The following is a 25137-nucleotide window of genomic DNA, read 5'->3' as shown; positions in this document are numbered from 1 at the left end:
GTCAGCCCTTGCACTTCTCGGAGCCGGTGACGTCACAGACGTGGCGCACACCGTCGTAGTCGGAGTCGGAGGCCGGGACGACACCCCAGGCGCGCTCGTCGGTGATGCGGCATTCGTCGCCCTTGCAGAAGCCCTCGGCCTCAAGGCTTTCCACGTTCACCTTCTCGGTGAACAGGGCGGTGAGCTTGTCGATCGCCTCGGGGCCCAGCGAGTCGTTGGCCGCGAACACCGAGCCCGCGATCATCTCCGACTTCCACACCGTCTTCAGCTGACCGGGCTGCAGGTCGCCCTTCTCGATCATGGTCTGGTCGACCATCGTGTCGAACGCGAAACCGGCATCGCAGTCACCGTTGGCGATGGACAGCGCCGAGGCGTCATGGCCGCCGGCGAAGACCGGTGACATGGCGGCCGACACGTCGGCCTCCGACCCGGAGGTGATGACGCCTTCCTCGATGAGCCCTGCCGTCGGGTACAGGTAGCCCGACGTCGAGCTGGGATCGACGAAACAGACCTTCTTGCCGGCAAAGTCCTTGAGGCCGTTGATATCCGCGACATTGGAGCGGGTCAGTCCGTAGGACTGGTAGCCGGGCTGCTCGCCCTCCTCGCCGATCACCGCGCCGAGCGGGGTGATCTTGGCGCCGTTGACCTTGGCCACCACATAGGCGAACGGGCCGAAGAAGGCGAGGTCGACGTTGTCGGCGATCATGCCCTCGACGACACCGGCGTAGTCGGAGGCCTGGACGAACTCGATTGTGGAGCCGGTCTCCTTCTCCAGCAGCTTGATCAGGGGTTCGTAGCTGGCCTTGAGGTCCGAGGAGTTCTCGGCCGGGATGGCGGCCAGGGTGATGGTGTCCGGGAAGCCCTGGGCGTTGGCGGACTCGGAGCCGGAATCACTGCCGGAACAGCCGGACAGGGTGAGGGCGGCGGCTGCGGCCGCCGCCGCGGCGATACGGATCTTCATGTCTGAGAAAACCTTTCAGTTCTGGGGGAGGAAGAGTGCGGGGAAATCTGCGACCGAGGCCACCACGTGGGTGGCACCGGCGGCGTTCAGGGCGTCGGCGCCGTGCGCGCCGGTCAGGGTGCCTGCGACGACCGAGGCCCCGGCGCGCAGGCCGGACAGGATGTCGCTGGAGGTGTCGCCGAGCACGGCGACCTTGGCGACATCGTCGATACCGGTGCGCAGCAGCGAGTTCAGGATCAGGTCGGGGTAGGGGCGCCCGCGCCCGCCGTCCCCGGGGGCGAGCACCAGGTCGGCGATATCGGCCCAGTCGAGCGCGTCGATGATGCGCTGCTGGGTGCCTGCGCTGAAGCCGGTGGTGAGCGCGACCTTCACTCCGGCCGCGCGCAGTCGGGCGAGTGCCTCGGTGGCGCCGGGCACCGGCGCGACGCCGCCGTCGATGCTGTCGGTATAGACCTGTTCGAAGGTCGCGTTGGCCCGCTGGGCACGGTCCTCGGTGCCGAAGAGGTGCCGGAACACCTTGATCTTGGACTGGCCCATGGTGTCGCGGACGTAGGTGCGCGCGGCCTCACGTTCCTCGCCGGAGTCGGGGACCCCGACGGCCGTGGCCGCTTCGTCGAAGGCGCGCAGTACCAGTCCGTCATCGGTCACGGTGGTGCCTGCCATGTCGAGAACGGCGAGTTCGATCGTGTGCATGAGCCCACCCTGACAGTTGGTCTATACCAAGGCGTGTATCGATCGCGAACGCTCGGTGAACACCCTTCGACGTCTTGGTCTAGACCATGGTCTATGCCAACGTTTGCTATGGTCAGAAGGGTGATGAGCAGTGCGCAGCCGCGGGTGCTGAAGCATCAGGTCGTGCGCGCGCAGCTCGATCGGCTGTTGGACGGGCTGCAGGTGGGCGACCCGTTCCCGGCCGAACGCGAGATCGCCGACATGTTCGACGTGGCCCGCGAGACGGTGCGCCAAGCGGTGCGCGAACTTCTTCTGGCCGGCCGCGTCGAACGGCGTGGGCGCACGACCGTGGTCGCCGCGCCCAAGCTACTGCAACCGCTGGGCATGGGGTCCTACACCGAGGCCGCCCGCGACGAGGGGCACAGCGTGGACCGGTTCCTGGTCGGCTGGACCACCTTCGATGCCGATGAGGCGCTGGCCGGTGTGCTGCACGTCGAGGTGGGTGCACCGATCCTGCAGTTGGAGCGGGTGTTCACCACCGACGGGGTGCGGGTCGGGCTGGAAACCTCGAAGCTACCCGCGCATCGCTACCCGGACCTGCGTGAGACCTTCGACTACCGGACCTCGCTGTACGCCGAAATACGCAGCAGGGGAGTGATATTCGGGCGCACCGTCGACACCATCGACACCGCGCTGCCCGATGCCCGGGAGTCGGCCCTGCTGACCGTCGATGCGCGCACCCCGATGTTCCTGCTGAACCGGGTGTCCTATGACCAGCACGGTGTCCCGATCGAGCAGCGGCGCTCGCTGTACCGGGGCGACCGGATGACGTTCACCATCACCATGGAGGACCGCTAGAAGGACTTGCCCTCGGCATAGCGCTGACGGCGGAAGGCGCGTCCGCTGCCGCGGTTGCGGCTCTTGTAGGTCGGCAGCTGGGAATCGCAGTTCGGGCAGACCAGGCGCAGGTTGTCGCGGCGGTTGTTGTCCGGGTTGCCGTCGATGTGGTCGAGGATCAATGTCAGCGGCTGGCCGGCCCACGAAGTGTCACCGCCGCATATTGCGCAGCAACCTGACTGCTCGGCGGCGATGTGGACCCGAATGTAGTTGCCGCGCTCACCGCGAACTTTGGCCTCTCCGGACTCCAGCCACAGTTTCGTACTTGCGCTACGGCGCGCCGCCGCCTGACAGACATTGCTGCAGTAGATCTTCTGGCTGCGCTTCGAAAGCGTTGCGCCGCAGCCGAGGCAGAGTCTCATAGGTCGACACTACGGGTGGACACCGACAAGTCGGATACCGCGTGGAGCCCCCGGTCGGGATTGAACCGACGGCCTACGCTTTACAAGAGCGCCGCTCTACCACTGAGCTACGGAGGCGTTGTTACGCCGGATAGCTTAGCGGTCCTCGTCGATGATCCGTTCGGAGACCACGGCTCGCGGGCCGCTGCTGCTACTGCGCCGGCTGCGCTGCCGCGGCAGCGGGATGCGTCCGGCGATATTGCTCAGCGGGTTGACCACCTGGCTGAGCGTGATGACGGCCTCGTGCAGGGCGTCGATCGTCGGGGCGAGTGCCTCCAGCCCGGGCGCCAGCCGGTTCAGGGTGTCGGCGACATCGGCCAGCTTGAGCAGCGGACCGTCTGGATCGGTGAGGGTGTCCAGCAGCCCGCCCTCGGACAGCAGGGTGTCGGCCACACCGTCCTCGCGCAGAATCCGTTCGATCAGCCCGTCGTCGGCGAGCAGCTGATCGGCCAGCCCGCCGGGGGCGATCACCCGGGACAGCGCGCCGCTGTCGGTGGTGAGCCGGTCGATCAGGCCGCCCTCGGCGGTGATCTGGTCGACGAGCCCGCCCTTGGCCAGGGCGCGGCCCACCGGACCGTTCTCGGAGAGCAGCTGTTCGGCGACGCCGTCCTCACGCAGTGCACGTTCCACCAGACCCTCGTCGGCCAGCAGCCGATCGGCCAGCCCGCCGGGGGCGATCACCCGCTGGACAACCCCACCTTCGACGGTCAGCCGATCCACCAGCCCGCCCTCGGCGGTCACCTGGTCGATCAGGCCGTCCGGGGCGAGGGCGCGGGCGACCGGTCCGCTCTGGGCGTTGAGCCGGTCCAGCAGTCCGCCGGGGGCGGTGAGCTGGTCGACCAGCCCGCCCGGGCGGAGCAACTGATTGAGCGGGCCCTCCGGGGCCAGTGCCCGGCCCAGCGGGGCGTCATCGTCCATCAGCCGGGCCAGCCGGTTCGCCCGGTCGACGGCATCGTCGATGCCGAGCATCGCCGCAAAGCCGGTGGTGCCGGTGGACGGGCTCGCGTCGTTGAGCGACCGCTGGACGACCTTGAGGGTGCCACCTGCGATGTTGAGCCCCAGATCGGCGACGGCGAGGCCGACCCGGACCGGGGCCGTAGCAACCTGCACGATCGAGTTGGCCAGGTTCATGTCGTCAGTCTAGGGCGACGCCCAACCGCATTATCAGCAAGTTCACAGCTACTACGCAGCTTGGCTTCATCCAGAGGGAGGACTCTGTAGGAATGGCGATGGCGGCAATATCGGAATCAGCGGACAGCATCCCCGAGGCGCGGGTGCTCGTCGTCGACGACGAGACCAATATCGTCGAGCTGCTGTCGGTGAGTCTGAAGTTCCAGGGTTTCGAGGTGCACACCGCCTCCAGCGGCACCGATGCGCTGGACAAGGCCCGCGAGATCCGGCCCGACGCGGTGATCCTGGATGTGATGATGCCCGGCATGGACGGGTTCGGCGTGCTGCGCCGGATGCGCGCCGACGGTATCGACGCCCCTGCGCTGTTCCTCACCGCCCGCGACAATCTGCAGGACAAGATCACCGGCCTCACCCTCGGTGGTGACGACTACGTCACCAAGCCGTTCAGCCTCGAAGAGGTGGTGGCTCGGCTGCGGGTCATCCTGCGCCGCGTCGGCCGCGGCGTCGAAGAACCCCGCAATGCCCGGCTGTCCTTCGCCGATATCGAACTCGACGAGGAGACCCACGAGGTGTGGAAGGCCGGCGAACCGGTGTCGCTGTCGCCCACCGAGTTCACCCTGCTGCGCTACTTCGTCATCAACGCGGGCACCGTGCTGAGCAAGCCCAAGATCCTCGACCACGTGTGGCGCTACGACTTCGGCGGTGACGTCAACGTCGTCGAGTCCTACGTCTCCTATCTGCGCCGCAAGATCGACACCGGCGACAGACGACTGCTGCACACGCTGCGAGGCGTGGGCTACGTCCTGCGTGAACCGCGCTAGTCGCGGGGGATGACCAAGGGTTACCCGGGCGAGCGAAGCGACGGGGGAAACCATCCGGGCGAGCGAAGCGACGGGGGAAACCATCCGGGCGAGCGAAGCGACGGGGAAAACCATCCGGGCGAGCGAAGCGACGGGGAAAACCGTCCGGGCGAGCGAAGCGACGGGGGCAGGCTCCGCGGAGTTCCGCTACGGGTCGGTTTGGTCGCGGCCACCCTGGTTCTGGTGGGCCTGGGCTTGCTGGCGTCCGGGGTGGCGGTCACGTCGCTGATGCGGCACACCGAGATTCAGCGCATCGACCAGACGCTGTTGGAGGCATCGAGTGGCTGGGCGCGGGCACCGATGATGACGCCCACGCACACGCCCGATCCGAGCCCGGCCTATCCGCCGTCGAACTTCTACGTCCGCGGCACCGACGCCGACGGCAGCGTCCGGCTGGCCGTCAAGAACGGTGTGTCCGACCCGGTGCTGCCCGCGAACAACGATGTCGGCCCGAACCCGGTGACGGTCGGCTCCGATGACGCCTCGGAGGTGGAGTGGCGCGCGGTCACGGTGCGTGGCCCCGACGGTGAGCTGACCACCGTCGCCATCGATCTGACCGAGGTCGAATCCACCATGCGGGCCCTGATCTGGTCGCAGTTCGCCATCGGAGCGGCTGTGCTGTTGGTGCTCGGAGTGGTCGGCTACGCGGTGGTGCGGCGCAGCCTGCGCCCGCTCGCCGAGGTGGAGCAGACCGCCGCCGCGATAGCCGCCGGTGAGCTGGATCGGCGTGTGCCGCAACGCGATCCGCGCACCGAGGTGGGGCGCCTGTCGTTGGCGCTGAATGGGATGCTGGCGCAGATACAGCGCGCGATGGCGTCCTCGGCGCAGTCGGCGGAAATGGCACGCGAATCGGAGGAACGCATGCGGCGTTTCGTCGGCGATGCCAGCCATGATCTGCGGACCCCGCTGACCACCATCCGCGGGTACGCCGAGTTGTACCGCCAGGGTGCGGCCCGCGACACCGACATGTTGATGGGGCGCATCGAGAGTGAGGCCGGTCGGATGGGCCTGCTCGTCGAGGATCTGCTGCTGCTGGCCCGCCTGGATGAACAGCGTCCGCTCGACCAGCACCGGGTGGATCTGCTGGCACTGGCCAGCGATGCGGTGCACGATGCGCAGACGGTGGCGCCGGAGCGCAAGATCCGGATGGAGGTGTTCGACGGCCCGGGCACCCCCGAGGTGCTGGGGGACGAGGCCCGTCTGCGCCAGGTGTTCAGCAATCTGATGTCCAATGCGGTGCAACACACCCCGACGTCGGCCGGTATCACGGTCCGGGTGGGCACCGACGAGAACAACGCGGTGCTGGAGGTGTGCGATGAGGGGCCCGGCATGAATGCCGAGGACGCGCAGCGGGTTTTCGAGCGCTTCTACCGCGCCGACTCCTCGCGGACGCGTGCCAGCGGAGGCTTCGGGTTGGGCCTGTCGATCGTCGACTCGCTGGTCGACGCCCACGGCGGTGCGGTATCGGTGGACACCGCACCGGGGCAGGGCTGCCGGTTCCGGGTCAGCCTGCCCAGAATCGTGGAAGCCGCGGCTCAGTCCAGCTGAGCCAGCGCGGCCTTGATCTTGGCCTGCGCCTCATCCAGGGACTCCGGTGACGGATTGCGGTCGACGCCGGCGAAGCCGAAATCGCTGAGGTTGCGGGCCGGGAACACATGCACATGCAGGTGCGGCACCTCCAGGCCGGCAATGATCACACCGGCGCGCTCGGCGTCGAAGGCCGCGCACACCGCCTTGCCGATCCGCTGCGCGACGGCCATCACCCGGCCGAACAGGGCGGGGTCGAGGTCCTGCCAGTTGTCCACCTCGGCGCGCGGCACGACCAGCGTGTGGCCCTGAGTCATCGGCTCGATCGTCAGGAACGCGACGATCTCGTCGTCCTCGTAGACGAATCGACCAGGGATATCGCCGTTGATGATCATGGTGAATACGGTCGCCATGCGGTCGAGCATAGGCGGGTCGCTCAGCCAATTCACGGCCGCGCCATTTATGCTGATCTTGACCGCCACCTCGGCGCACTCCGCAGAAACCGACGTGCTGGAGCCACAAGTCGGTGATCCGTAGCCCTCAGCGGCGACTTGGACGATTCCGACGGGATGTTTGGCTCATGCAGAAACCGATGACCGATGCTGTGCTGTTGCACGAGCTTGAATCGATTGCCGAGGACAACGTCAATCGGCATCTGGCCACCACCAAGGACTGGTACCCGCACGACTATGTGCCGTGGCAGGAGGGCAGCAATTTCGCGGCCACCGGCGGCGCGGACTGGGAACCCGGGCAGTCCTCGCTCGGTGAGGTGGCGCGCGCGGCGATGATCACCAATCTGCTGACCGAGGACAACCTGCCGTCCTACCACCGCCAGGCCGCGGGCAGTTTTTCCCAGGACGGTCCGTGGGGTGCGTGGGTGAACCGTTGGACCGCCGAGGAGAACCGGCACGGTATTGCCATCCGCGACTACCTGGTGGTCACCCGCGCCGTGGATCTGGCTGCGCTGGAGCGGGCCCGGATGGAGCATGTGACGAACGGATTCGCGGCCACCAAAGAAGAACTGTCCAAATATGATTCGGACTTCCTGATGTCGGTCGCCTATGTGACGTTCCAGGAACTGGCCACCAGGGTGAGCCACCGCAACACCGGAAGGGTCTGCGACGACCCGATCGCGGATCGGCTGCTGGGCCGGATCGCGGCTGATGAGAACCTCCACATGATCTTCTACCGCAATATTTGTGATGCGGCCCTGGATCTTTCACCGGATCAGACACTGGATGCGGTGGCAGCCGTCGTGGAGAATTTCCGGATGCCCGGGCAGGGAATGCCCGATTTCCGGCGTAACGGGGTGATCATGGCCAAGCACGGAATCTATGACCTGCGCCAGCACCTGGACGAGGTGGTGATGCCGGTGCTGCGCAAATGGCGGATCTTCGATCGCACGGATTTCAGCGCCACGGGTGAAGCGCGCCGCGACCAGTTGGCGACCTTCCTGGAGGGCCTGGCGGTCAATGTGGTCCGGTTCGAGGAACAGCGCGATCGGCTGCTCGCCCGGGAGGCGGCCCGGCGCGAGTTGCGGGTCAGCTGAGCCGGCTACCGCGTACCGATCAGCTCGTGCACTTCTTCGACGGTGTACGGCGCGGTGTCGTGGTGGTCGCGGTAGCCGATGAAACCCGGTGCCGGGCGCGCGAACTCGCCGACGAACCCGCCCGCGGCGATGAAAATCCGGCCGGTGACATCCTTGGCCAGATCGCTGGCGAGATACGCGTAGGTGGGGGCGACGTATTCGGGCGGCCCGGCGTCCAGCGCACCAGCCAGGCTGGCGTCGTCGAGGAGCCCACGGCGGTTGAGTTCGGTGACGTGCTGTTCGTAGTCGGCACCGGTCGACAGTCGGGTCCGGGCTCCCGGGCAGACCACGTTGGCCCGCACGTTGTAGGCCTTGAGTTCGGCTGCGACGGCCAGGGTGAGGCCGTTGACGCCGCCCTTGCCCGCCGGGTAGCCGGTGCCTCCGTAGTCGCCGAGGAACGCGAACGAACTGGTGTTGACGATGGCACCACCGCCCTGTCTCACCATGTGCGGCGCTGCCGCCCTGGCGATCTCGAACGTGGTGCCCAGGTGGGCATCGAGCAGATCGTGAAACTGTGCGCTGGTGACGTTCAGGATCGAGGAACCGGCGGGTTCGGCGGTGCCCGCACAGTTGATCAGGATGTCGATGCTGCCGAACTCGGCCACGCACGCGTCGATCAGCCCGTCGGCGACCTGCGGATCGGCCGGCGAACCGGGATAGCCGATACCCGAAACACGGTGTGCGGCTTCGGAGACAGCATCCGGGTCGCGTCCGTTGACGACGACCCGCGCGTCCTGCGCGGCGAGCAGTTCGGCAACGGCCAAGCCGATACCGCGGGTGCCGCCGACCACGACAGCGGCGCGGCCGGCGAGCAAACCACTAATCGGCTTTCTCCACCTCGGAGAACGTCATCGCATCCATGTTCCAGTAGCCGCGCAGGTTGGTGATCAGCCCGGCGTCATCGACCTGGTAGGTGAACACCCCGCGCACGGTCGCAACGAACCCGTTCGGGAACTCGGTGCGCAGCACCAGGATGTAGGCGATCTCGGTCGGCGAACTGGACGGGAACGTCTCCTCGCAGGTGACCGTCAGGGTGTTGGGTCCGATGTTCGCGTCGTAGAACGCGGCCAGTGCCTCCTTGCCCCGTACCCCGGTGCCGTCCGGGTTGGTGACGGCCTCGCCGATCGGGTCTTCGACGACGATGTCCTCCGACATCAGCGCCAGCCAGCCCTCCCGGTCACCGGATTGCACGCAGCGCCACGAGTTCCGTGACGCTGCGACAACCGGTGCCAGTACCGTTTCGGTCATGACTCGCTACCGATCGGCGTCGGTGTAGCGGATCACGCCACGGATGTTGCGGCCCTCCAGCATGTCCTTGTACCCGTCGTTGATCTGCTCCAGCTTGTACTGGCGGGTGACCATGTCGTCGAGGTTGAGACGCCCGGCCTTGTACATCGACAGCAACTGCGGGATGTCGTGATGCGGGTTACCGCCGCCGAAGATGGTGCCCTGCAGGTTCTTCTGCAGCAGGGTCAGCATCGACAGGTTCAGCGTCACATCGGACTTGGCCATGTTGGCGACCGCGGTCACCACGCACGTACCGCCCTTGGCGGTGATGTTGAGGTAGTTGTCGATCTCCTCACCGTGCAGCTCACCGGTGGTGATGATGGTCTTGGAGGCCATCCGGCCGGCAGTGACCTCGGCAACGCCTGCCATCGCGGCGAAGATGTCGGGGTAGGCGTGGGTGGCGCCGAACTTCAGGGCCTGATCGCGCTTCCACTCGACCGGGTCGACGGCGAAGATGTTGCGGGCGCCGGCGTTCAGTGCGCCCTGCAGTGCGCCCATGCCGACGCCGCCGATACCGGCGATGACCACGTCGTCGCCCGGGCGGACATTGGCGCTGCGCACGGCGGAGCCATAGCCGGTGGTGACGCCGCAGCCGACGAGGCAGGCGACCTCGAACGGGATGGACGGATCGATCTTCACCACGGAACTCTTGTGCACCACCATGTACGGGCTGAAGGTTCCCAGCAGCGTCATCGGGATTACGGGGGCGCCGTCGGCGGTGTGGATGCGGTGGGTGTTGTCCGAGACGGCGGTGCCCTGCAGCAGCATCGCCCCCAGGTCGCAGAGGTTACGTAGGCCAGCCTGACACGACGGGCACGCACCGCACGACGGGATGAAGGAGAGCACCACGTGGTCGCCGGGCTCGAGGCCTTCGACCCCGGGGCCGACCTCGGTGATGATCCCGGCGCCCTCGTGGCCGCCGAGCACCGGGAAGCCGGCCATCGGAATGTCCCCGGTCACCAGGTGGTGATCCGAGTGGCACATTCCCGAGGCTTCCATCTGGATCTTGACCTCGTCCTTCACGGGGTCGCCGATCTCGATCTCCTCGATCGCCCAGGGCTGGTTGAACTCCCTGATGAGAGCGCCTTTGGTCTTCATCCGCATGTGCCTTCCACTAGAGCTTCGATGCCCCCAGACTAGAGCCATTAGTTACGTGCGTCACAGCCACCCCCAAGCAACTGCTTGGCCGGGTTTTTCACCAGATGGGGACGGGTGCCTCGCCCAGCGGGTAGTAGCCCGGGAGTTTCTCGCCGGCCATCGAACGCTCGATGCGCTTCTGCATGGTGGGCGTGAGGTCACCGGACTCGATGAGCTTCAGGAAGGCCTTCTGCACGTGCCCGAAGTCGAAGAAATCCCGCTGCCACTCGATGAGTAGGTCGTCATTCAGCCGGAACCAGCTGCCGCCGATCCCGTAGATCTCATCGCTGGTGCCGTCGCTCTTGTTGGCGATCTGCTTCCAGAAGCCGACGATCTCGTTCTGCTTCTCGTCGATGAGAGTTTTCTGGTACTCGTAGACCCAGTTCTCCAGGCCTTCCATCTCCAGGCCGAGCGCGACATCGCGGATCTCGTCGCGGTTGACGCACATGACGTCTTCCTTGGGGCCGATGTTCCAGCCGTAGGTGGCATCCTCGGTGTAGAAGTCCGCCAACGGTTTCCAGTCACCGGCCGCCTCGGCGTCCTGGTTGGCCTTGAGCCAGCGGGCGACCCAGTCTTCCAATTGTTCGCGTGACGCCATTGTCATTGTCTCCTAGTCTTTTTCGATCAGGGTAAGGGCTCGGGTGGGACACATGTCGACTGCCAGCTCCACGGCATCGCGGAGCTCGTCGGGGGGTTCGGGGTCGAGGATCTCGACGACGCCGCGCTTGGGCACCCGGAACACATCCGGGGCCTCCAGCTCGCACATGGCGTGGCCCTGGCACAGGTCCTCGTCGAGTTCTATTCGGTAGCAGCCCACCGAACTAACCCTTCGCGCGCTTGCGGTAGCGCACCTTGGCCGGCTGCGCCAGCTGCACGACCATCTTGGAGTGGTCGTTCTGGTAGCTCTCCGGCGGCTGCGACAGCTCGAACTCATACTCGCGCAGCAGAACCGAGAAGATCGCCTTGATCTGCATCTGCGCGAACGCGGCACCGACGCAGCGGTGCTTGCCCGCGCCGAAGGGGATCCAGGTCCACCGGTTGATCAGATCTTCCTGGCGGGGCTTCTCGTAGCGGCTGGGATCGAAGGCATCCGGGTCCGGGAAGTCCTCGGGAATCCGGTTGGAGATCGCCGGCGAGGCGGCCACCATCTGACCCTTGTGGATCGGATGGCCGGCGACCTCGAACTCGTCCTGGGCGACCCGCATCAGGATGATCAGCGGCGGATGCAGGCGCAGTGTCTCCTTGAGTGCGTTGTCGATCTTCGGGATCTGGCGCAGCGCATGGAAACTCACCTCCTGGCCGTCGGCGTAGAGCTCGTCGAGCTCGGTCTGGACCTGCGCGTAGAAGTCGGGATGGCGCAGCAGTTCGATCAGCGTCCACGACGAGGTGCCCGAACTGGTGTGGTGACCGGCGAACATCAGCGAGATGAACATGCCGGTGACCTCGTTGGCGGTGAACCGCGGGTTGCCCTCGTCATCCTTGATCGAGACCAGCACATCGAGCAGGTCGCGGTCGCTCTTGTCCGTGGGCGGGTTGGCGATCCGGCCATCCATGATTTCCTGCACCAGCGCAACGAGTTTGACGCGCGACTCGTCGCGGATGCGGAAGCTCTCGATGTCCAGGTAGGGATCGACGTAGCAGAGCGGGTCGGTGCCGCGCTCCAACTGGTGGTAGTACTGGGCGAAGCGGCTGTCGAGCTGCTCGCGGAACTTCAACCCGATGAGGCAGGCCGTCGAGGTGTAGATCGTCAGCTCCGAGAAGAAGTCGAGCAGCTCGATCTCGCCTTCGTCGCCCCAATCGGCGATGACCTTCTTGACCTCGTTCTCGATGGTCGCGGCATGGCCCTTCATCTGCTCACCGCGCAGCGCGGTGTTGTGCAGCATCTCGGCGCGGCGCTCGGGATCGGCGTCGAACACCACGCCCTCACCGAAGATCGGGGTCATGAAGGGGTAGGCCTCGGCCTGGTTGAGCTCGCTGTCGCTGGAGCGGAAGAAGAACTCGTTGGCTTCGGCGCCGGACAGCAGCACGACCTGCTTGTCGGCGAGCTGGAACCAGCCGGCGTCCCCGCACTCGTTGCGGACGCGCCACATCAGGCCGATGGGATCGGTGCGGAATTCCTCCAGGTGACCGTGCTCTTCCGCCTCGCCACCCGAGACGCGTTCCACTTCCTTCAGTGTCATGACGGCATTCCTTCTTCGCCGAGGGCGAGTTGCTGGCGGTCCTTGACGTCGGACAGCGGAGCCTCGGGCTGGAGTTCCATGTTCGCGATGAAGCCGCCGCGTGGCGTCTCGGCGACAAAAGCGATGGCCCGCGCGAGATCGTCCGCGCGCAGGAAGTAGTCGTGGCGCGCCTGTCCCCACTTGGCCCAGTCCTCAAGTGCAGGACCGATCAGTTCGGCGGGCAGGCTCCAGCCCATGGAGGTCTTGGTCGGTCCCGGATGCACGATCGACGCGCGCACGCCGGTGCCCTCAAGTTCCATCTGGTAGTTGTTGACCATCGCCACCAGGGCGGCCTTGGCCGCACCGTAGGCACCCATATGCGGCCGCTGGCGCAGCGAGACATCGGATCCCACGAAGATCAGGTCGCCGCGGCGGCGCTCGATCATGCCGGGTAGCACCGCGCCGGCCACCCGGTTGGCGCCGACCAGATGGATCTGGATTTGCGAATCGAACTGCTCGGTGCTGATCGAGTCCAGCTTGCCGAAGTAGGTATCGCCGGCGCCGGCCACCAGAACCTCGATATCGCCGAGTTCGGAGGTGGTCTGTTCGACGGCCGCCTTCACCGAATCCGGGTCGGTGACATCGAGGTGTACGGCGATGGCCTCGCCGCCGTCGGCGCGGATCTTGGCGACGATCTCATCGAGCTTTTCCACCCGGCGGGCGCCGAGGGCGACCGGGAAACCGTTGCGGGCGAGTCTGATCGCGGTCGCCTCCCCGATGCCGGAGGAAGCGCCGGCGACCAGGGCGGGACGACGGTCGGGGAGGGGATCAAAACGGGGCATTCAGCGGGCCTTTCAGCGGAGCTGGACTGTGATGGGGAGATGAGCGAAACCGCGGACGCTGCTGGAGTGGACGCGGACGGCATTGGCCTCGTCGACCTCATATCCGCGGATTCGCTTGAACAACTCGGTCAGTGCGACCCTGGCCTCCATGCGCGCGAGATGCGCGCCGAGGCAGAAATGGGCGCCGCTGCCGAAACTCACCAGCTTCGGCCCGATTTCGCGGTCGATGCGGTACTCGTCGGGATTCTCGAAGACCCGCTCGTCGCGGTTGGCGGAGCCGATCAGCAGCACCAGCACGTCATCCGCGGGGACGACGGTGTCATAGAACGTGAGGTCTTCGACGACCGCGCGCGCCAGGATCTGGCTGGAGGCGTCATAACGCAGCGTCTCTTCCACCCACGGTGTCACCAGGTCGTGGTTGTCGAACACCGGGGCCAGCTGGTCGGGGTTCTTGTAGCCCCAATATGCGGCATTGGCAAGGAGTTTGGTCGTCGTCTCGTTGCCCGCGACGACCATCAGGAACAGGAACGCCATGATCTCGTCGTCGGTGAGCTTGTCCCCGTCGATCTCGGCCTCCACCAGCGCCGAGGTCAGATCATCGGAGGTGTGCTTACGGCGCTGCTTGACCATGTCGGCGTAGTAGACCAGCAGTTCGCCGGAGGCCTCGATGGCCGAGGTGGGCACGTCGGCGACGCCGTCCTCGCGGTGCATCACACCGTCGGCGAGGGCTCGGATCCGGACCCGATCCTCGTCCGGCACCCCCATCAGTTCGGAGATGACGTCCATCGGCAGCTTGCCCACGAACTCGTCGACGAAGTCGAACGAGGCGCTCTGCAGTGCCACATCCAGATGCTGGTGGGCGATCTCGGTAACCCGTCCTTCGAGCTCGCGGATGCGCCTCGGGGTGAAGCCCTTCGATACCAGCGTGCGCAGGCGAAGATGGCCGGGATCGTCGAGGGCCAAAAACGACATGACACGGTGGGCTTCGTCGTTGCGGGAGATCGGATCCAGTGACACACCGTGTTTGTTGGACAGGGTGACGCTGTTGCGGAAGCCGGCCACCACGTCCTTGTGCCGCGACAGCGCCCAGAAGTTGCGCTCCTCGTTGTGATAGAGCGGGGCTTCGTCGCGCAGGCGCTTGTAGTACGGGTACGGGTCCTCGTGGAAGTCGTAGTCGTAGGGATCGAGGATCGGCGGGGCTGTTTCGAGGCTCAACGGTTCTCTCCGAGGCTCATGCTGTTTTGTCCTCTCCGAGGAGCAGGCCGACCACATACGTGAGCCGGTCGGCGATCTGGTGGTAGGTGAACGCGCCGCTGCCGGCGTTGACCAGCGCACCGAAGAACGTCATCTCCAGGGCTGAGACGATGCGGGGGTCGGCGTCGGGGCCGACCGCCGAACGGATGCGCTTGTGAATCTCGGCACCGATGCGGTCGCGGACGGTGCGGACCGCGGGGTCGCTGCCCCCACCGAGCAGGGCGGTGGTGCAGGCGGCGGCGACCTCGGGTTCGTCGGCGACGACCAGGGTCAGGGCGCGTACCGCCTTGTCGACGCGGGTGGTCATCGAGTCGTTGACGTCGGTGAAGTACGGGACCTGCTTGACCAGGTCGAGATAGACCTCGGCGATCAGATGGTTCTTCGACGAGAAGTAGGTGTACGCGGTGGCCGGCGCGACCTTGGCGCGGGCGGCGACGGCGCGCACCGTGAGGTCGGCGTAGGACGACTCGCGCAGCATCTCGACACCGGCTGCGAGCACCTTGCGGAAGGTCTCTTCCTGACGCCGGTTGCGCGGCGTTCCCACTGGCTCGCCGTCTGTCTGGGCTGTGACGGCAACCACCGAATCGCTGGACACATGTCCAAGTTATCGGAAAGGGTCGGCGATGAGCAAGCGATCCTCCGAAATTGCCAGCACAACTGGGTCGATGACGCAACGGGGTGCGGGGCGAACACGATCGGCCTTGCCACCGCCGCGCGCCTGAGGTTATGGTGCGGTGGATTGTTGTCGGACACTTGTCCAGAGAATATCGGGCACCAAAACCTAGGAGTGGGATGTCGATTCTGGCGGATCGCGAGAGCCGGTTGTTCATAGACGGCAAGCTCGTCGCCGGAAGCGGGGGAACGTTCGAGACGGTCAACCCCGCCACCGAAGAGGTACTGGGTGTTGCGGCCAACGCCGACGAAGCGGACATGAGCGCGGCCATCGGCGCCGCGCGTGCCGCCTTCGACGACACCGATTGGTCCACCAACACCGAACTGAGGGTGCGCTGCCTGCGCCAGCTCCGCGAAGCGATGCAGGCCAATCTGGAGGACCTGCGGGAGCTGACGATCAGCGAGGTGGGAGCTCCGCGGATGTTGACCTCGGGAGCCCAATTGGAGGGGCCGATCGAGGATCTGGCGTTCTCCGCCGACACCGCCGAGAACTACGCGTGGCGCTCCGATCTGGGATATGCGACACCGCAGGGCATTCCGACCAATCGCGTGGTCGCGCGGGAAGCCGTCGGCGTCGTCGGCGCCATCACCCCGTGGAACTTCCCGCACCAGATCAACCTGGCCAAGGTGGGCCCGGCGCTGGCCGCCGGCAACACGCTGATCCTCAAGCCCGCCCCGGACACCCCGTGGATGGCCGCCGTGCTCGGTGAGATCATCGCCGAGCACACCGATTTTCCGGCCGGCGTGATCAACATCGTCACCTCCGATGATCACGGCGTCGGCGCGCTGCTGTCCAAAGACCCGCGGGTGGACATGGTGTCGTTCACCGGATCGACCAACACCGGCCGGGCCGTGATGACGGACTCGGCGGTGACCATCAAAAAGGTGTTCCTGGAGCTCGGCGGCAAGTCGGCCTTCATCGTGCTCGACGACGCCGACCTGGGCGGTGCCTGCGCCATGGCGGCCTTCACCGTCGCCATGCACGCCGGGCAGGGCTGTGCGATCACCACCCGGCTGGTCGTCCCGAGGGCCACGTACGACGAGGCGGTCGAGGCTGCGGCGGCAACGCTCGGCGGTATCAAGCCGGGGGACCCCAACAGCAAGCGCACCGTGTGCGGCCCGGTGATCTCGGCGCGTCAGCGCGACCGTATCCAGGGCTACCTGGACTCCGCGATCGCCGAAGGCGGCCGCTTCGCCTGTGGTGGCGGACGGCCTGCGGACATCGATCGTGGTTTTTATATCGAACCGACCGTGATTGCCGGACTGGACAACTCGGCCAAGGTATCGCGTGAGGAGATCTTCGGCCCGGTGTTGACGGTGATCGCCCACGACGGTGACGACGACGCGGTGCGCATCGCCAACGATTCCCCGTACGGCCTGTCGGGCACGGTGTTCGGCGACGACGACCGCGCCCAGGCCGTGGCGTCACGGCTCCGGGTGGGCACCGTGAACGTCAACGGCGGTGTCTGGTACTCCGCGGACGCGCCGTTCGGCGGCTACAAGCAATCCGGGGTCGGCCGCGAGATGGGTGTGGCCGGCTTCGAGGAATACCTGGAAACCAAACTCATCGCGACCATCGCGACCTAGACACACACACTCACACAAACGGCTGCCGGCCCGCCGGCTCGGCGAGAGGAAATCATGGCGCAATACCCGGAATTCAAGGACAAGGTCGGCATCATCACCGGTGCCGGTGGCGGCATCGGTCAGGTGTACGCCGAGGCGCTGGCACGCGAGGGTGCGGCCGTGGTCGTGGCCGATATCAACCTCGAAGGCGCCCAGAAGGTCGCCGACGGTATCAAGGGCGAGGGCGGCAACGCGCTCGCCGTGCGGGTCGACGTGTCCGACCCGGAGTCGGCCAGGGAGATGGCGGCACAGACACTTTCGGAGTTCGGTGGTATCGACTACCTGGTCAACAACGCGGCCATCTTCGGTGGCATGAAGCTGGACTTCCTGGTCACCGTCGACCCCGAGTACTACCGCAAGTTCATGAGCGTCAACCTCGACGGCGCGCTGTGGTGCACCCGCGCGGTCTACAAGAAGATGGCCAAGCGCGGTGGCGGAGCGATCATCAACCAGTCCTCCACGGCGGCCTGGATGTACGCCAACTTCTACGGTCTGGCCAAGGTCGGTATCAACGGGCTGACCCAACAGCTGTCCCGGGAACTCGGTGGGCAGAACATCCGCATCAATGCGATCGCGCCCGGGCCGATCGACACCGAGGCCAACCGCACCACCACACCGCAGGAGATGGTCGCCGATATCGTGAAGGGAATCCCGCTGTCCCGGATGGGCCAGCCGGAGGATCTCGTGGGCATGTGCCTGTTCCTGTTGTCGGACCAGGCCAAGTGGATCACCGGCCAGATCTACAACGTCGACGGCGGACAGATCATCCGGTCATGAGCGAGCCGAAGCTGGGGTACATCGGTCTGGGCAACCAGGGTGCCCCGATGGCCAAGCGGCTGGCCGACTGGCCGGGCGGGCTGATCGTCTTCGACGTCCGCACCGAGGCGATGACACCGCTGGCCGAACTGGGGGCGAATCTTGCGGACGATGTCGCTGGAGTCTCAGCGGCCGACGTCATCAGTGTCACGGTGCTCAACGATGCCCAGGTGCGCGACGTGGTGACCCAGCTCGGCGAGCACGCCGCGGCGGGCACCGTGATCGCGATCCACTCCACCATCGAGCCCGCGACCGCGCCCGAGCTGGCCGAGCAGTTGCGGCCCAAAGGCATTCACATCGTGGACGCGCCGGTCAGCGGGGGAGCCGGTGCCGCAGACAAGGGTGAGCTGGCCGTCATGGTCGGCGCCGACGAAGAGGCCTACAACACGGTCAAGCCGGTGTTCAAGAAGTGGGCCTCGCTGGTGGTGCGCGCCGGCGAACCGGGTGCGGGCACCCGGATGAAGCTGGCCCGCAACATGCTGACGTTCATCGGGTTCGCCGCCGCCAACGAGGCTCAGTTCCTGGCGCAGGCCGCCGGGATCGATCTGCAGAAGCTGGGCCGGGTGGTCCGGCACAGCGATGCGCAGAGCGGTGGGCCCGGCGCGATCATCCTGCGCGACGACATGTCACCGCTGGCCCCCGACCACTGGTTGTTCGACATGTTCACCCATACCCGCGGTCTCGGCGAGAAGGACCTGGCGCTGGCCCTTGGGCTCGGTGAGGCTGTGGGAGTGGATCTTCCGTTGGCTGAGGTGGCTTTGCAGCGCCTGGCCGACGGTCTCGGAGTACCGCACACTAAGGAGTAGTGAGTATGACCGATCGGCGCAAGCAGGGCCTGCAGAAGATGAACGAGGTCTACGGCTGGGAGATGCCCGACATCCAGGGCGACCCGTACTTCGATCTGACCGTAGAGCATCTCTTCGGCACCATCTGGACCCGGCCCGGACTGTCGATGCGGGACAAGCGTCTGCTGACGCTCGCCGCGGTGACCGCGGTCGGCAACTCGGATCTGGCCGAGATCCAGGTCAACGCCGCACTGCACAACGGGGAGATCACCGCCGAGGAGCTCAAGGAGGTCTCGGTGTTCCTGACCCATTACCTTGGCTTCCCGTTGGGCTCCAAACTGGACGGTGCGGTCAGCAAGGTGGTGCGCAACCGCAAGAAAGCCGCCGAGAAAGGCTCTGGCGAGGATCGCAAGGGCAATGTCAACGCCGCGGTGAAGATGCACTCCGGGAAGTCCCTCGATGATGAGTAGATACGCCTCGCTCACCCGTGACGAGCTGGCGACGTTGGTTCCCGAACTACTGCTGATCGGTCAGTTGATCGACCGCTCCGGAATGGCCTGGTGCATATCGTCGTTCGGCCGCGAGGAGATGCTGCAGATCGCCATCGAGGAATGGGCGGCGTCCAGCCCGCTCTACACCCGGCGGATGCAGAAGGCGCTCAAGTACGAGGGCGTCGACATCTTCACCCTCTTCAAGGGTCTGCAGCTCGACATCGGCGCGCCGCCGCAGTTCATGGACTTCCGCTATGTCGTGCACGACCGGTGGCACGGCGAGTTCTACCTGGATCACTGCGGTGCGCTACTCGACGTCGAGCCGATGGGCGAGGAGTACGTCAAGGGCATGTGCCATGACATCGAGGACCCCACCTTCGATGCCACCGCGCTGGCCACCAACCGCAAGGCGCAGGTCCGGCCCATCCACCGGCCTCCCAGGACGCCGTCGGATCAGCACCCACACTGCCGCTGGACCGTCATCATCGACGAGTCCTACCCGGAAGTGCCGTTCATCCCGGCGATGGACGTCGTCGGCGCCACCTACGCCCACTCGATCGAGCTCGATCCGATCGACCCGGATGACGAAGGCATGGCCGACTATTCGGGGGATCTGCTCGCCGATGTCGACTTCGCGGCCTTCTCGCATTCGGCGCTGGTCCGGATCGCCGACGAGGTGTGCATCCAGATGCATCTGCTGGTCAAATCGTTCACCATTGCCGTGGAGAAGCGCGCCAAGGATGACGCGGCACTGGCCCGGTCGATCCGCACCAAGCAGCTGATCGGCATCGCCGGTGTGGCCGCCGAGCGGATCCACAAGGCGCTCAAGCTGAGCGCCGATGCCAAGGGTGCGTTGCGGGTGCTGGAGCTGCACCCGTTGCTCAATCCGGCGGCCTATGTGTCGGCCGATGTGGACCCGGACTTCGTGCACGTGCGCCGCTCGCCGGCCTACGAGGACGGATCCTGGATCTCGCTGGTCTCCCCGGTGGTGGACGCCCCGCTGCAGGCCATCGTCCAGGCGGTCGATCCGCATCTGCGTGCCGAGCTGTCGGGCACCGAGTCCGATTGGACCGTCCGCGTCATCGAGACCGACACGGCGGCAAAGAAGCTGCCCGAGGTCGAGGTGTGTGAGTTCAGCGGCGGCGCTTCGTGGGTGTTCGAGGAGCGTCGGTCGCTGCCGCTCACCGTCGTCTAGTTCTCAGCGATTTGTGGAGTTTTCGTCGGACCTGTTCCGACGAAAACTCCACAAATCACGGGTTTCGCAGCGCCGGGGCCACCCAGCGCCGCAGGTAGTCCCGCAACGCGGCGCCGGTGCGCGGAGGTCGTCCGGGGTCGATCACGAACGACTGGATGACGCGCAGCAGGTGCTCGGCGAGTTCGTCGAGGTCGTCATCGGCGAAACCAGCTGCCGCCCAGTCGACGTCGAACTGGCGCACCACCGACTGTGCGAACTGCAGTGCGATATCGGAGGTCACGGACTCGGTGAAGGCCGGCGTGCGCCCGGGCGCCAGCAGCAGCCCGATGTGTTTGTCCTTGGGCAGCCACTCCAGCGCGGTCGCGATGGCCTCGGTCGCAGCGTCGGCGGGATCGGTGATGCCCTGCAGGTGGGTGGACAGCCGCTCCAAGAAGTCGGTGGCCGCGACGACACCGGCCTGCATCAGCAGCGCCTCGGTACTGGGGAAGTAGCGGTACACCGTCTGGCGGGTGACGCCCAGCGTGCGGGCGACATCGGCGATGGAGAAGTCCGCCCCGCGCTCGTCGATCGCCTTGCCCGCCGCAGCAAGAATCCGGGCAACGGCTTCCTCGTCACTCGCCGGCGCGGCTCCGGACCACCCGTGGGTTCGCACGCCGGAATTGTAGCGAGCTAGTGGTAAGAGACCTGCAGGTCCTTGACCCCGTTGATCCAGCCGGACCGGAGACGTTGCGGCTCGGCCAGTTTCGAGATGTCGGGAATCTGGTTCGCGATCTCATGGAACATCAGCTTGATTTCCATGCGGGCCAGGTTGGCGCCGATGCAGAAGTGTGCGCCATTGCCGCCGAACGCCAGGTGCGGGTTCGGGTTGCGCAGGATGTCGAACTGGAACGGGTTCTCGAAGACATCCTCGTCGTAGTTGGCCGAGCTGTAGAACAGCCCGACGCGCTGACCCTTGCGGATGGCGACTCCGCCGAGCTCGGTATCGGCTGTCGCGGTGCGCTGGAAACAGTGCACCGGGGTGGCCCAGCGGATGATCTCCTCGATCGCGGTGTCGGGCCGCTCGCGCTTGAAAAGTTCCCACTGGTCCGGGTTTTCGAAGAACGCGTTCATCCCGTGTGTCATGGCGTTGCGGGTGGTCTCGTTTCCGGCGACGGCGAGCAGGATGACGAAGAACGCGAACTCGACCTCGGTGATCCCGGCTTCGTCTCCCATATCGGCCTGCACCAGCCGGGTGACGATGTCATCGGCCGGGCACGTCCGGCGTTGCTCGGCCATGGTGTACGCGTAACCCATGAGTTCGGCATTGGCGACCGTCGGGTCACTGTCGAAGTCGGGATCGTCGGTGTTCATGATGCTGTTGGACCAGTGGAAGATCTTCTCCCGGTCTTCTTCGGGCACGCCGATCAGGTCGGCGATGGCCAGCAGCGGCAGCGGCATCGCCACGTCGTCGACGAAATTGCCGGAGTTGCGTGCCGCGGCCGCGGCCACGATCTCGCGGGCGGCGACGGCCAGCTTCTCCTCCAGCGCGGCCACCGAGCGCGGGGTGAACAGGCGCGACACCAGCTTGCGCAGCCGGGTGTGTTCGGGGGCGTCGTGGTTGATCAGCAGGGCCTTGGTCAGATCGAGTTGGTCGGCGGTCACCCCGTCGGGCAGCCGCATCACCGCCCCCTTGGCGTTCGTGGACCACAGCTCGCCGTTGCGCGAGATGGCCTTGATGTCCTCGTGACGGGTCACCACCCAGTAGCCGCCGTCATCGAAGATCGAGTCGCCCTGCTCGTTCCACCACACCGGGGCGGTCTTGCGCAGGTGCGCGAACTCCGTCACGGGAATGCCCTGAAGCAGCACCTCGGGGTCGGTGAAGTCGTATCCCTGACCGAAGGGGCAGGCATTCATGGTGGTCATCGGGATCCTCCTGGTGTGACATACCGCACTCGCTGCACCGACCATACACCTAAATCAAAAGTGTATGGCCGCGGGTCTGGCGCCGAGCGGCCGCCGAGGCGATTAGGGTTGTTGACCGTGCGCGTCCTCGTCATCGGATCCGGAGCCCGTGAACATGCCCTGCTGCTCGCGCTGCGGCGCGACCCGCAGGTCGAGCAATTGGCGGTGGCGCCCGGCAATGCCGGCACCGCTGCCGTCGCCGACCAGTACGACGTCGACATCAGCTCGGGTCCCGCGGTGGTCGCGCTGGCCCAGCGCCTCGGGTCCGACCTGGTGGTGGTGGGGCCGGAGGTGCCGCTGGTGCTCGGTGTGGCCGACGCGGTGCGCGCCGCCGGTATCGCTTGCTTCGGGCCGTCCAAGGATGCCGCCCGCATCGAGGGCTCCAAGGCCTTCGCCAAGGACGTGATGGCCGCCGCCGGCGTGCGGACCGCGACCAGTGAAATCGTGGACAACCCGGCCAACCTGGATGCCGCGCTGAACCGGTTCGGCCCGCCGGCCGGGCAGGCCGCCTGGGTGGTCAAGGACGACGGGTTGGCCGCGGGCAAGGGCGTCGTGGTCACCACGGACCGTGACGCGGCGCGTGTGCACGCGGCCGGCCTGCTGGACTCCGGGCATCCGGTGCTGCTGGAGTCCTTCCTGGACGGCCCCGAGGTGTCGCTGTTCTGCGTCGTCGACGGTGAGACCGTGGTGCCGCTGCTGCCCGCGCAGGACTTCAAGCGGGTCGGTGACGACGACTCCGGTCCGAACACCGGCGGGATGGGTGCCTACGCCCCGCTGCCGTGGCTGCCTGCGGCGGTGCTCACCCAGATTGTCGATGAGATCGTCAAACCCGTTGCTGCCGAGATGGTTTCACGGGGCAGCTCGTTCTCCGGCCTGCTCTACGCGGGGTTGGCGATCACCTCTGCGGGCCCGTCGGTGGTGGAGTTCAACTGCCGGTTCGGTGACCCGGAGACCCAGGCGGTACTCGCCCTGCTGGACTCTCCGCTCGGCGGGCTGCTCCATGCGGCGGCCACCGGCACCCTGGCGTCCTTCGAGGAACTGCGGTGGCAGAACGGGGCCGCGGTCACCGTGGTCGTCGCCGCCGAGAATTATCCGGGCCGGCCGCGGGTCGGTGACGTCATCACCGGCTCCGAGGCCGACGCCGTCCTGCACGCGGGCACCGCCCGGCGCGAGGACGGTGCGGTGGTGTCCACCGGTGGGCGGGTGCTCTCGGTGGTCGGAACCGGCGAAGATCTCGACGCCGCCCGCGCTGCGGCATACCAGGCGATCAAGTCAATTCGACTGCCGGGCAGCCATTTTCGCACCGACATCGGGCTGGCGGCGGCCGAGGGACGCATCTCGATCTGACCGCTCAGGCAACGAGTATCGGTGCCAGCCAAGAGATCTCGGCGGGAAGCTGGGAACTCCAGAACTCGCCGTCGTGCCCACCCGGGGAGAATCCGCCGGCCGGCGGAGTGCCGAGCTGGGCGATGAACGCACCTGTCGCGGCGGCGAACGGATCACCGTTGCCGCAGTCGATGCGGATCGGGATCGAGTCCAGCGCAGGCAGCCCCCACACACTGTTGGCCTCGTAGTCCTGGGCGCCGTCGAACGCGCCGGGGGCCGCCGCGCCGGGTGACGTCCACAACGCGGGGCTCACCGCACAGATCGCCGCGGTGCGGGCCGGGCCCAGTCTGGATCCGAGCAGCAAAGCACCGTAGCCGCCCATCGACCAGCCGATGAATCCCACCCGCGAGGTGTCCAGCCCCTGGCCGGCCAGCATCGGAACCAACTCATCCAGCACCATCGCGCCGGCATCGTCCCCGGACTCGCGCTTGTGCCAGTAACCCCCGCCGCCGTCGACGGCCACCACAGCAAACGGTGGCAGACCGGCTGCGACGGCTTCTGCGAGGCCCTGCTCGACACCGCCGGCCATCACCGTCGCGGCGTCGCTGCCCTTACCGTGCAGAGCGATGACCGGACGCAGCGGTGCGGTCTGTCCCGGCGGCCTGGCGATCGCCCAGTTGGTGCGCACCCCGCCGCGCGCGGCCGAGACGAAGGAACCCGACTGGTAAGTGGCGGCCGGTTCGGCGGCGGCCCGGGGCAGGGCCCCCGCACCGGCGGCGACGGCACCTAGGGCGGCACCGAGACCCATCCGCAACACGGTCCGACGGTTCTGGGCTGACATTCGCGCCATCTTGCCACTGGCCGCTGTGGCGGTGTCTGCCAACTTGTGGTGATTGCCGAAAACCGCCATACAACTGGGATTTTGCTGGCAGCATGCAAGGCGTGACAGCGGCGGTGACTCCGAAGGGAGAACGTCGGCGGGGCGCCCTGGTGAGCGCCGCCGCCGATCTGCTGTGCGAGGGCGGGATCGACGCGGTCCGCCATCGCGCGGTGGCGAGGCGTGCCGGCCTGCCGCTGGCGTCGACGACGTACTACTTCTCCTCACTCGACGATCTGATCGCCAAGGCGGTCGAGCATGTGGGCGCGCGCGAGGCCGAGCAGCTGGAGCTACAGGTCGCCGCACTGTCGCGCCGGCGTCGCGGCGCCGAGTCGACCGCCGACCTGCTGGTCGATCTGCTGGTCGGTGACGATCCGGGTGCACGGGTGTCCGAACAACTGATCTCCCGCTATGAGCGCTATATCGCCTGCGCGCGGCAACCCGGGCTCCGAGACATCCAGCGGCGGATTCTGCGGCAACGCACCGACGCCGTCCTTGAGGTGGTCGAACGGTCCGGTCGCGCCGTGCGATCCGAACTCGTCACCGCCCTGGTGTGCGCGGTGGACGGAGCTGTGGTTGCCTCATTGGTGGATGAGGGAGAGGGGCCGCGGGCCAATGCCCGCGCGACTCTGATCGATGTGATCGATGTGCTCGCACCCGTCGACGAACGGGCCGTGCACGTCTGAGGTGAG

28 protein-coding genes and 1 tRNA gene are annotated in these 25137 nt (G+C 66.6%); 11 read left to right on the top strand and 18 right to left on the bottom strand.

The features are described from left to right. Position 1 precedes the first annotated feature (1 nt). Together C6A86_RS24815 and C6A86_RS24810 are read right to left on the bottom strand one after the other, a co-directional pair. Positions 2-961, bottom strand: a complete 960-nt coding sequence (locus C6A86_RS24815) for a phosphate/phosphite/phosphonate ABC transporter substrate-binding protein (protein ID WP_105365188.1) — start codon at positions 959-961, stop codon at positions 2-4. 15 nt (positions 962-976) lie between these two features. Further along, on the bottom strand, positions 977-1654 hold the full coding sequence (locus tag C6A86_RS24810) for a phosphonatase-like hydrolase (protein ID WP_105365189.1): 678 nt from the start codon (positions 1652-1654) through the stop codon (positions 977-979). Positions 1655-1777: 123 nt separating this feature from the next. Between C6A86_RS24810 and C6A86_RS24805 the strand changes: the two genes are divergently transcribed. After that, a complete protein-coding gene (locus C6A86_RS24805; RefSeq protein WP_304466029.1) occupies positions 1778-2491 on the top strand; it encodes a GntR family transcriptional regulator in 714 nt (237 codons plus the stop codon). Here the strand turns inward: C6A86_RS24805 and C6A86_RS24800 are convergent. The 3 genes from C6A86_RS24800 to C6A86_RS24790 all read right to left on the bottom strand — a co-directional run bounded on the left by C6A86_RS24800 (position 2488) and on the right by C6A86_RS24790 (position 4062). Further along, entirely contained in the window at positions 2488-2892 is a 405-nt protein-coding gene (locus C6A86_RS24800) for an HNH endonuclease (protein ID WP_105365191.1), read from the bottom strand. The two genes, C6A86_RS24805 and C6A86_RS24800, sit on opposite strands and share 4 nt — an antisense overlap. Before the next feature lie 42 nt (positions 2893-2934). Beyond that, positions 2935-3009: transfer RNA gene (locus C6A86_RS24795), tRNA-Thr, on the bottom strand. 18 nt (positions 3010-3027) lie between these two features. Continuing rightward, positions 3028-4062, bottom strand: coding sequence for a hypothetical protein (locus C6A86_RS24790; protein WP_105365192.1), 1035 nt, complete (start codon positions 4060-4062; stop codon positions 3028-3030). A gap of 92 nt (positions 4063-4154) precedes the next feature. Here C6A86_RS24790 and C6A86_RS24785 point away from each other — a divergent pair, with 92 nt between their 5' ends. Then, complete coding sequence (locus C6A86_RS24785; protein ID WP_105365193.1) at positions 4155-4883, top strand: response regulator transcription factor; 729 nt, start codon at positions 4155-4157, stop codon at positions 4881-4883. Positions 4884-5105: 222 nt separating this feature from the next. Further along, a complete protein-coding gene (locus C6A86_RS24780) occupies positions 5106-6470 on the top strand; it encodes a cell wall metabolism sensor histidine kinase WalK (RefSeq protein WP_304466030.1) in 1365 nt (454 codons plus the stop codon). Here the strand turns inward: C6A86_RS24780 and C6A86_RS24775 are convergent. Beyond that, on the bottom strand, positions 6458-6862 hold the full coding sequence (locus C6A86_RS24775) for an HIT family protein (protein ID WP_199196345.1): 405 nt from the start codon (positions 6860-6862) through the stop codon (positions 6458-6460). The two genes, C6A86_RS24780 and C6A86_RS24775, sit on opposite strands and share 13 nt — an antisense overlap. 167 nt (positions 6863-7029) lie before the next feature. Between C6A86_RS24775 and C6A86_RS24770 the strand changes: the two genes are divergently transcribed. Next, the gene (locus C6A86_RS24770) at positions 7030-7998 is read left to right on the top strand and encodes an acyl-ACP desaturase (RefSeq protein WP_105365196.1); all 969 of its coding nucleotides are present in this window, start codon (positions 7030-7032) and stop codon (positions 7996-7998) included. Positions 7999-8003: 5 nt separating this feature from the next. On the opposite strand, the gene C6A86_RS24765 is transcribed toward C6A86_RS24770, so the two are convergent. The 9 genes from C6A86_RS24765 to C6A86_RS24725 all read right to left on the bottom strand — a co-directional run bounded on the left by C6A86_RS24765 (position 8004) and on the right by C6A86_RS24725 (position 15311). After that, positions 8004-8852, bottom strand: coding sequence for an SDR family NAD(P)-dependent oxidoreductase (locus tag C6A86_RS24765; protein WP_233213159.1), 849 nt, complete (start codon positions 8850-8852; stop codon positions 8004-8006). A 4-nt stretch (positions 8853-8856) separates the two neighbouring features. Beyond that, positions 8857-9285 (bottom strand): nuclear transport factor 2 family protein, encoded by a 429-nt coding sequence (locus C6A86_RS24760; RefSeq protein WP_105365197.1) that lies wholly within the window; start codon positions 9283-9285, stop codon positions 8857-8859. A gap of 6 nt (positions 9286-9291) precedes the next feature. Further along, entirely contained in the window at positions 9292-10422 is a 1131-nt protein-coding gene (locus C6A86_RS24755; protein WP_105365220.1) for an NDMA-dependent alcohol dehydrogenase, read from the bottom strand. Positions 10423-10519: 97 nt separating this feature from the next. Further along, complete coding sequence (locus C6A86_RS24750; protein ID WP_105365198.1) at positions 10520-11059, bottom strand: hypothetical protein; 540 nt, start codon at positions 11057-11059, stop codon at positions 10520-10522. Between the two features lie 12 nt (positions 11060-11071). Further along, positions 11072-11278, bottom strand: coding sequence for a ferredoxin (locus C6A86_RS24745; protein ID WP_105365199.1), 207 nt, complete (start codon positions 11276-11278; stop codon positions 11072-11074). A 4-nt stretch (positions 11279-11282) separates the two neighbouring features. Then, on the bottom strand, positions 11283-12641 hold the full coding sequence (locus C6A86_RS24740; RefSeq protein ID WP_105365200.1) for a cytochrome P450: 1359 nt from the start codon (positions 12639-12641) through the stop codon (positions 11283-11285). Next, positions 12638-13462: an SDR family oxidoreductase gene (locus C6A86_RS24735; RefSeq protein ID WP_105365201.1), complete on the bottom strand. Its 825-nt coding sequence runs from the start codon at positions 13460-13462 to the stop codon at positions 12638-12640. Before C6A86_RS24735 ends, C6A86_RS24740 begins: the two co-directional genes overlap by 4 nt. A 12-nt stretch (positions 13463-13474) precedes the next feature. Further along, positions 13475-14677 (bottom strand): cytochrome P450, encoded by a 1203-nt coding sequence (locus tag C6A86_RS24730; protein ID WP_105365202.1) that lies wholly within the window; start codon positions 14675-14677, stop codon positions 13475-13477. 16 nt (positions 14678-14693) lie between these two features. Beyond that, positions 14694-15311 carry a TetR/AcrR family transcriptional regulator gene (locus tag C6A86_RS24725; RefSeq protein WP_105365203.1) on the bottom strand — a complete coding sequence of 206 codons (618 nt, stop codon included), beginning with the start codon at positions 15309-15311 and terminating at the stop codon, positions 14694-14696. Positions 15312-15508: 197 nt separating this feature from the next. Here C6A86_RS24725 and C6A86_RS24720 point away from each other — a divergent pair, with 197 nt between their 5' ends. The 5 genes from C6A86_RS24720 to C6A86_RS24700 are packed head-to-tail and all read left to right on the top strand — an operon-like array spanning position 15509 to position 20301. After that, on the top strand, positions 15509-16975 hold the full coding sequence (locus C6A86_RS24720) for an aldehyde dehydrogenase (protein ID WP_105365204.1): 1467 nt from the start codon (positions 15509-15511) through the stop codon (positions 16973-16975). A 54-nt stretch (positions 16976-17029) separates the two neighbouring features. Continuing rightward, entirely contained in the window at positions 17030-17791 is a 762-nt protein-coding gene (locus C6A86_RS24715) for an SDR family oxidoreductase (RefSeq protein ID WP_057167781.1), read from the top strand. Then, positions 17788-18636 carry an NAD(P)-dependent oxidoreductase gene (locus tag C6A86_RS24710; protein WP_105365205.1) on the top strand — a complete coding sequence of 283 codons (849 nt, stop codon included), beginning with the start codon at positions 17788-17790 and terminating at the stop codon, positions 18634-18636. Before C6A86_RS24715 ends, C6A86_RS24710 begins: the two co-directional genes overlap by 4 nt. Before the next feature lie 5 nt (positions 18637-18641). Beyond that, on the top strand, positions 18642-19085 hold the full coding sequence (locus C6A86_RS24705; protein WP_105341183.1) for a carboxymuconolactone decarboxylase family protein: 444 nt from the start codon (positions 18642-18644) through the stop codon (positions 19083-19085). Next, a complete protein-coding gene (locus C6A86_RS24700) occupies positions 19075-20301 on the top strand; it encodes a hypothetical protein (RefSeq protein ID WP_105365206.1) in 1227 nt (408 codons plus the stop codon). Before C6A86_RS24705 ends, C6A86_RS24700 begins: the two co-directional genes overlap by 11 nt. A 55-nt stretch (positions 20302-20356) precedes the next feature. Here C6A86_RS24700 and C6A86_RS24695 read toward each other — a convergent pair whose 3' ends face one another. Next, a complete protein-coding gene (locus C6A86_RS24695) occupies positions 20357-20953 on the bottom strand; it encodes a TetR/AcrR family transcriptional regulator (RefSeq protein ID WP_105365207.1) in 597 nt (198 codons plus the stop codon). Between the two features lie 17 nt (positions 20954-20970). Continuing rightward, a complete protein-coding gene (locus tag C6A86_RS24690) occupies positions 20971-22203 on the bottom strand; it encodes a cytochrome P450 (protein ID WP_105365208.1) in 1233 nt (410 codons plus the stop codon). A gap of 117 nt (positions 22204-22320) precedes the next feature. On the opposite strand from C6A86_RS24690, the gene purD reads away from it, so the two are divergent. Then, complete coding sequence (purD, locus tag C6A86_RS24685) at positions 22321-23589, top strand: phosphoribosylamine--glycine ligase (RefSeq protein WP_105365209.1); 1269 nt, start codon at positions 22321-22323, stop codon at positions 23587-23589. Positions 23590-23593: 4 nt separating this feature from the next. On the opposite strand, the gene C6A86_RS24680 is transcribed toward purD, so the two are convergent. Further along, complete coding sequence (locus tag C6A86_RS24680) at positions 23594-24418, bottom strand: alpha/beta hydrolase family protein (protein ID WP_105365221.1); 825 nt, start codon at positions 24416-24418, stop codon at positions 23594-23596. 83 nt (positions 24419-24501) lie between these two features. On the opposite strand from C6A86_RS24680, the gene C6A86_RS24675 reads away from it, so the two are divergent. Next, positions 24502-25131: a TetR/AcrR family transcriptional regulator gene (locus C6A86_RS24675; RefSeq protein ID WP_199196343.1), complete on the top strand. Its 630-nt coding sequence runs from the start codon at positions 24502-24504 to the stop codon at positions 25129-25131. Positions 25132-25137: the final 6 nt, after the last annotated feature.

It is taken from the genome of Mycobacterium sp. ITM-2016-00316 (assembly GCF_002968335.2).
Taxonomy (GTDB): domain Bacteria; phylum Actinomycetota; class Actinomycetes; order Mycobacteriales; family Mycobacteriaceae; genus Mycobacterium.
The sequence above is the reverse complement of the archived record's forward strand: the minus strand, read 5'-3'. Positions and strand labels throughout refer to the sequence as shown.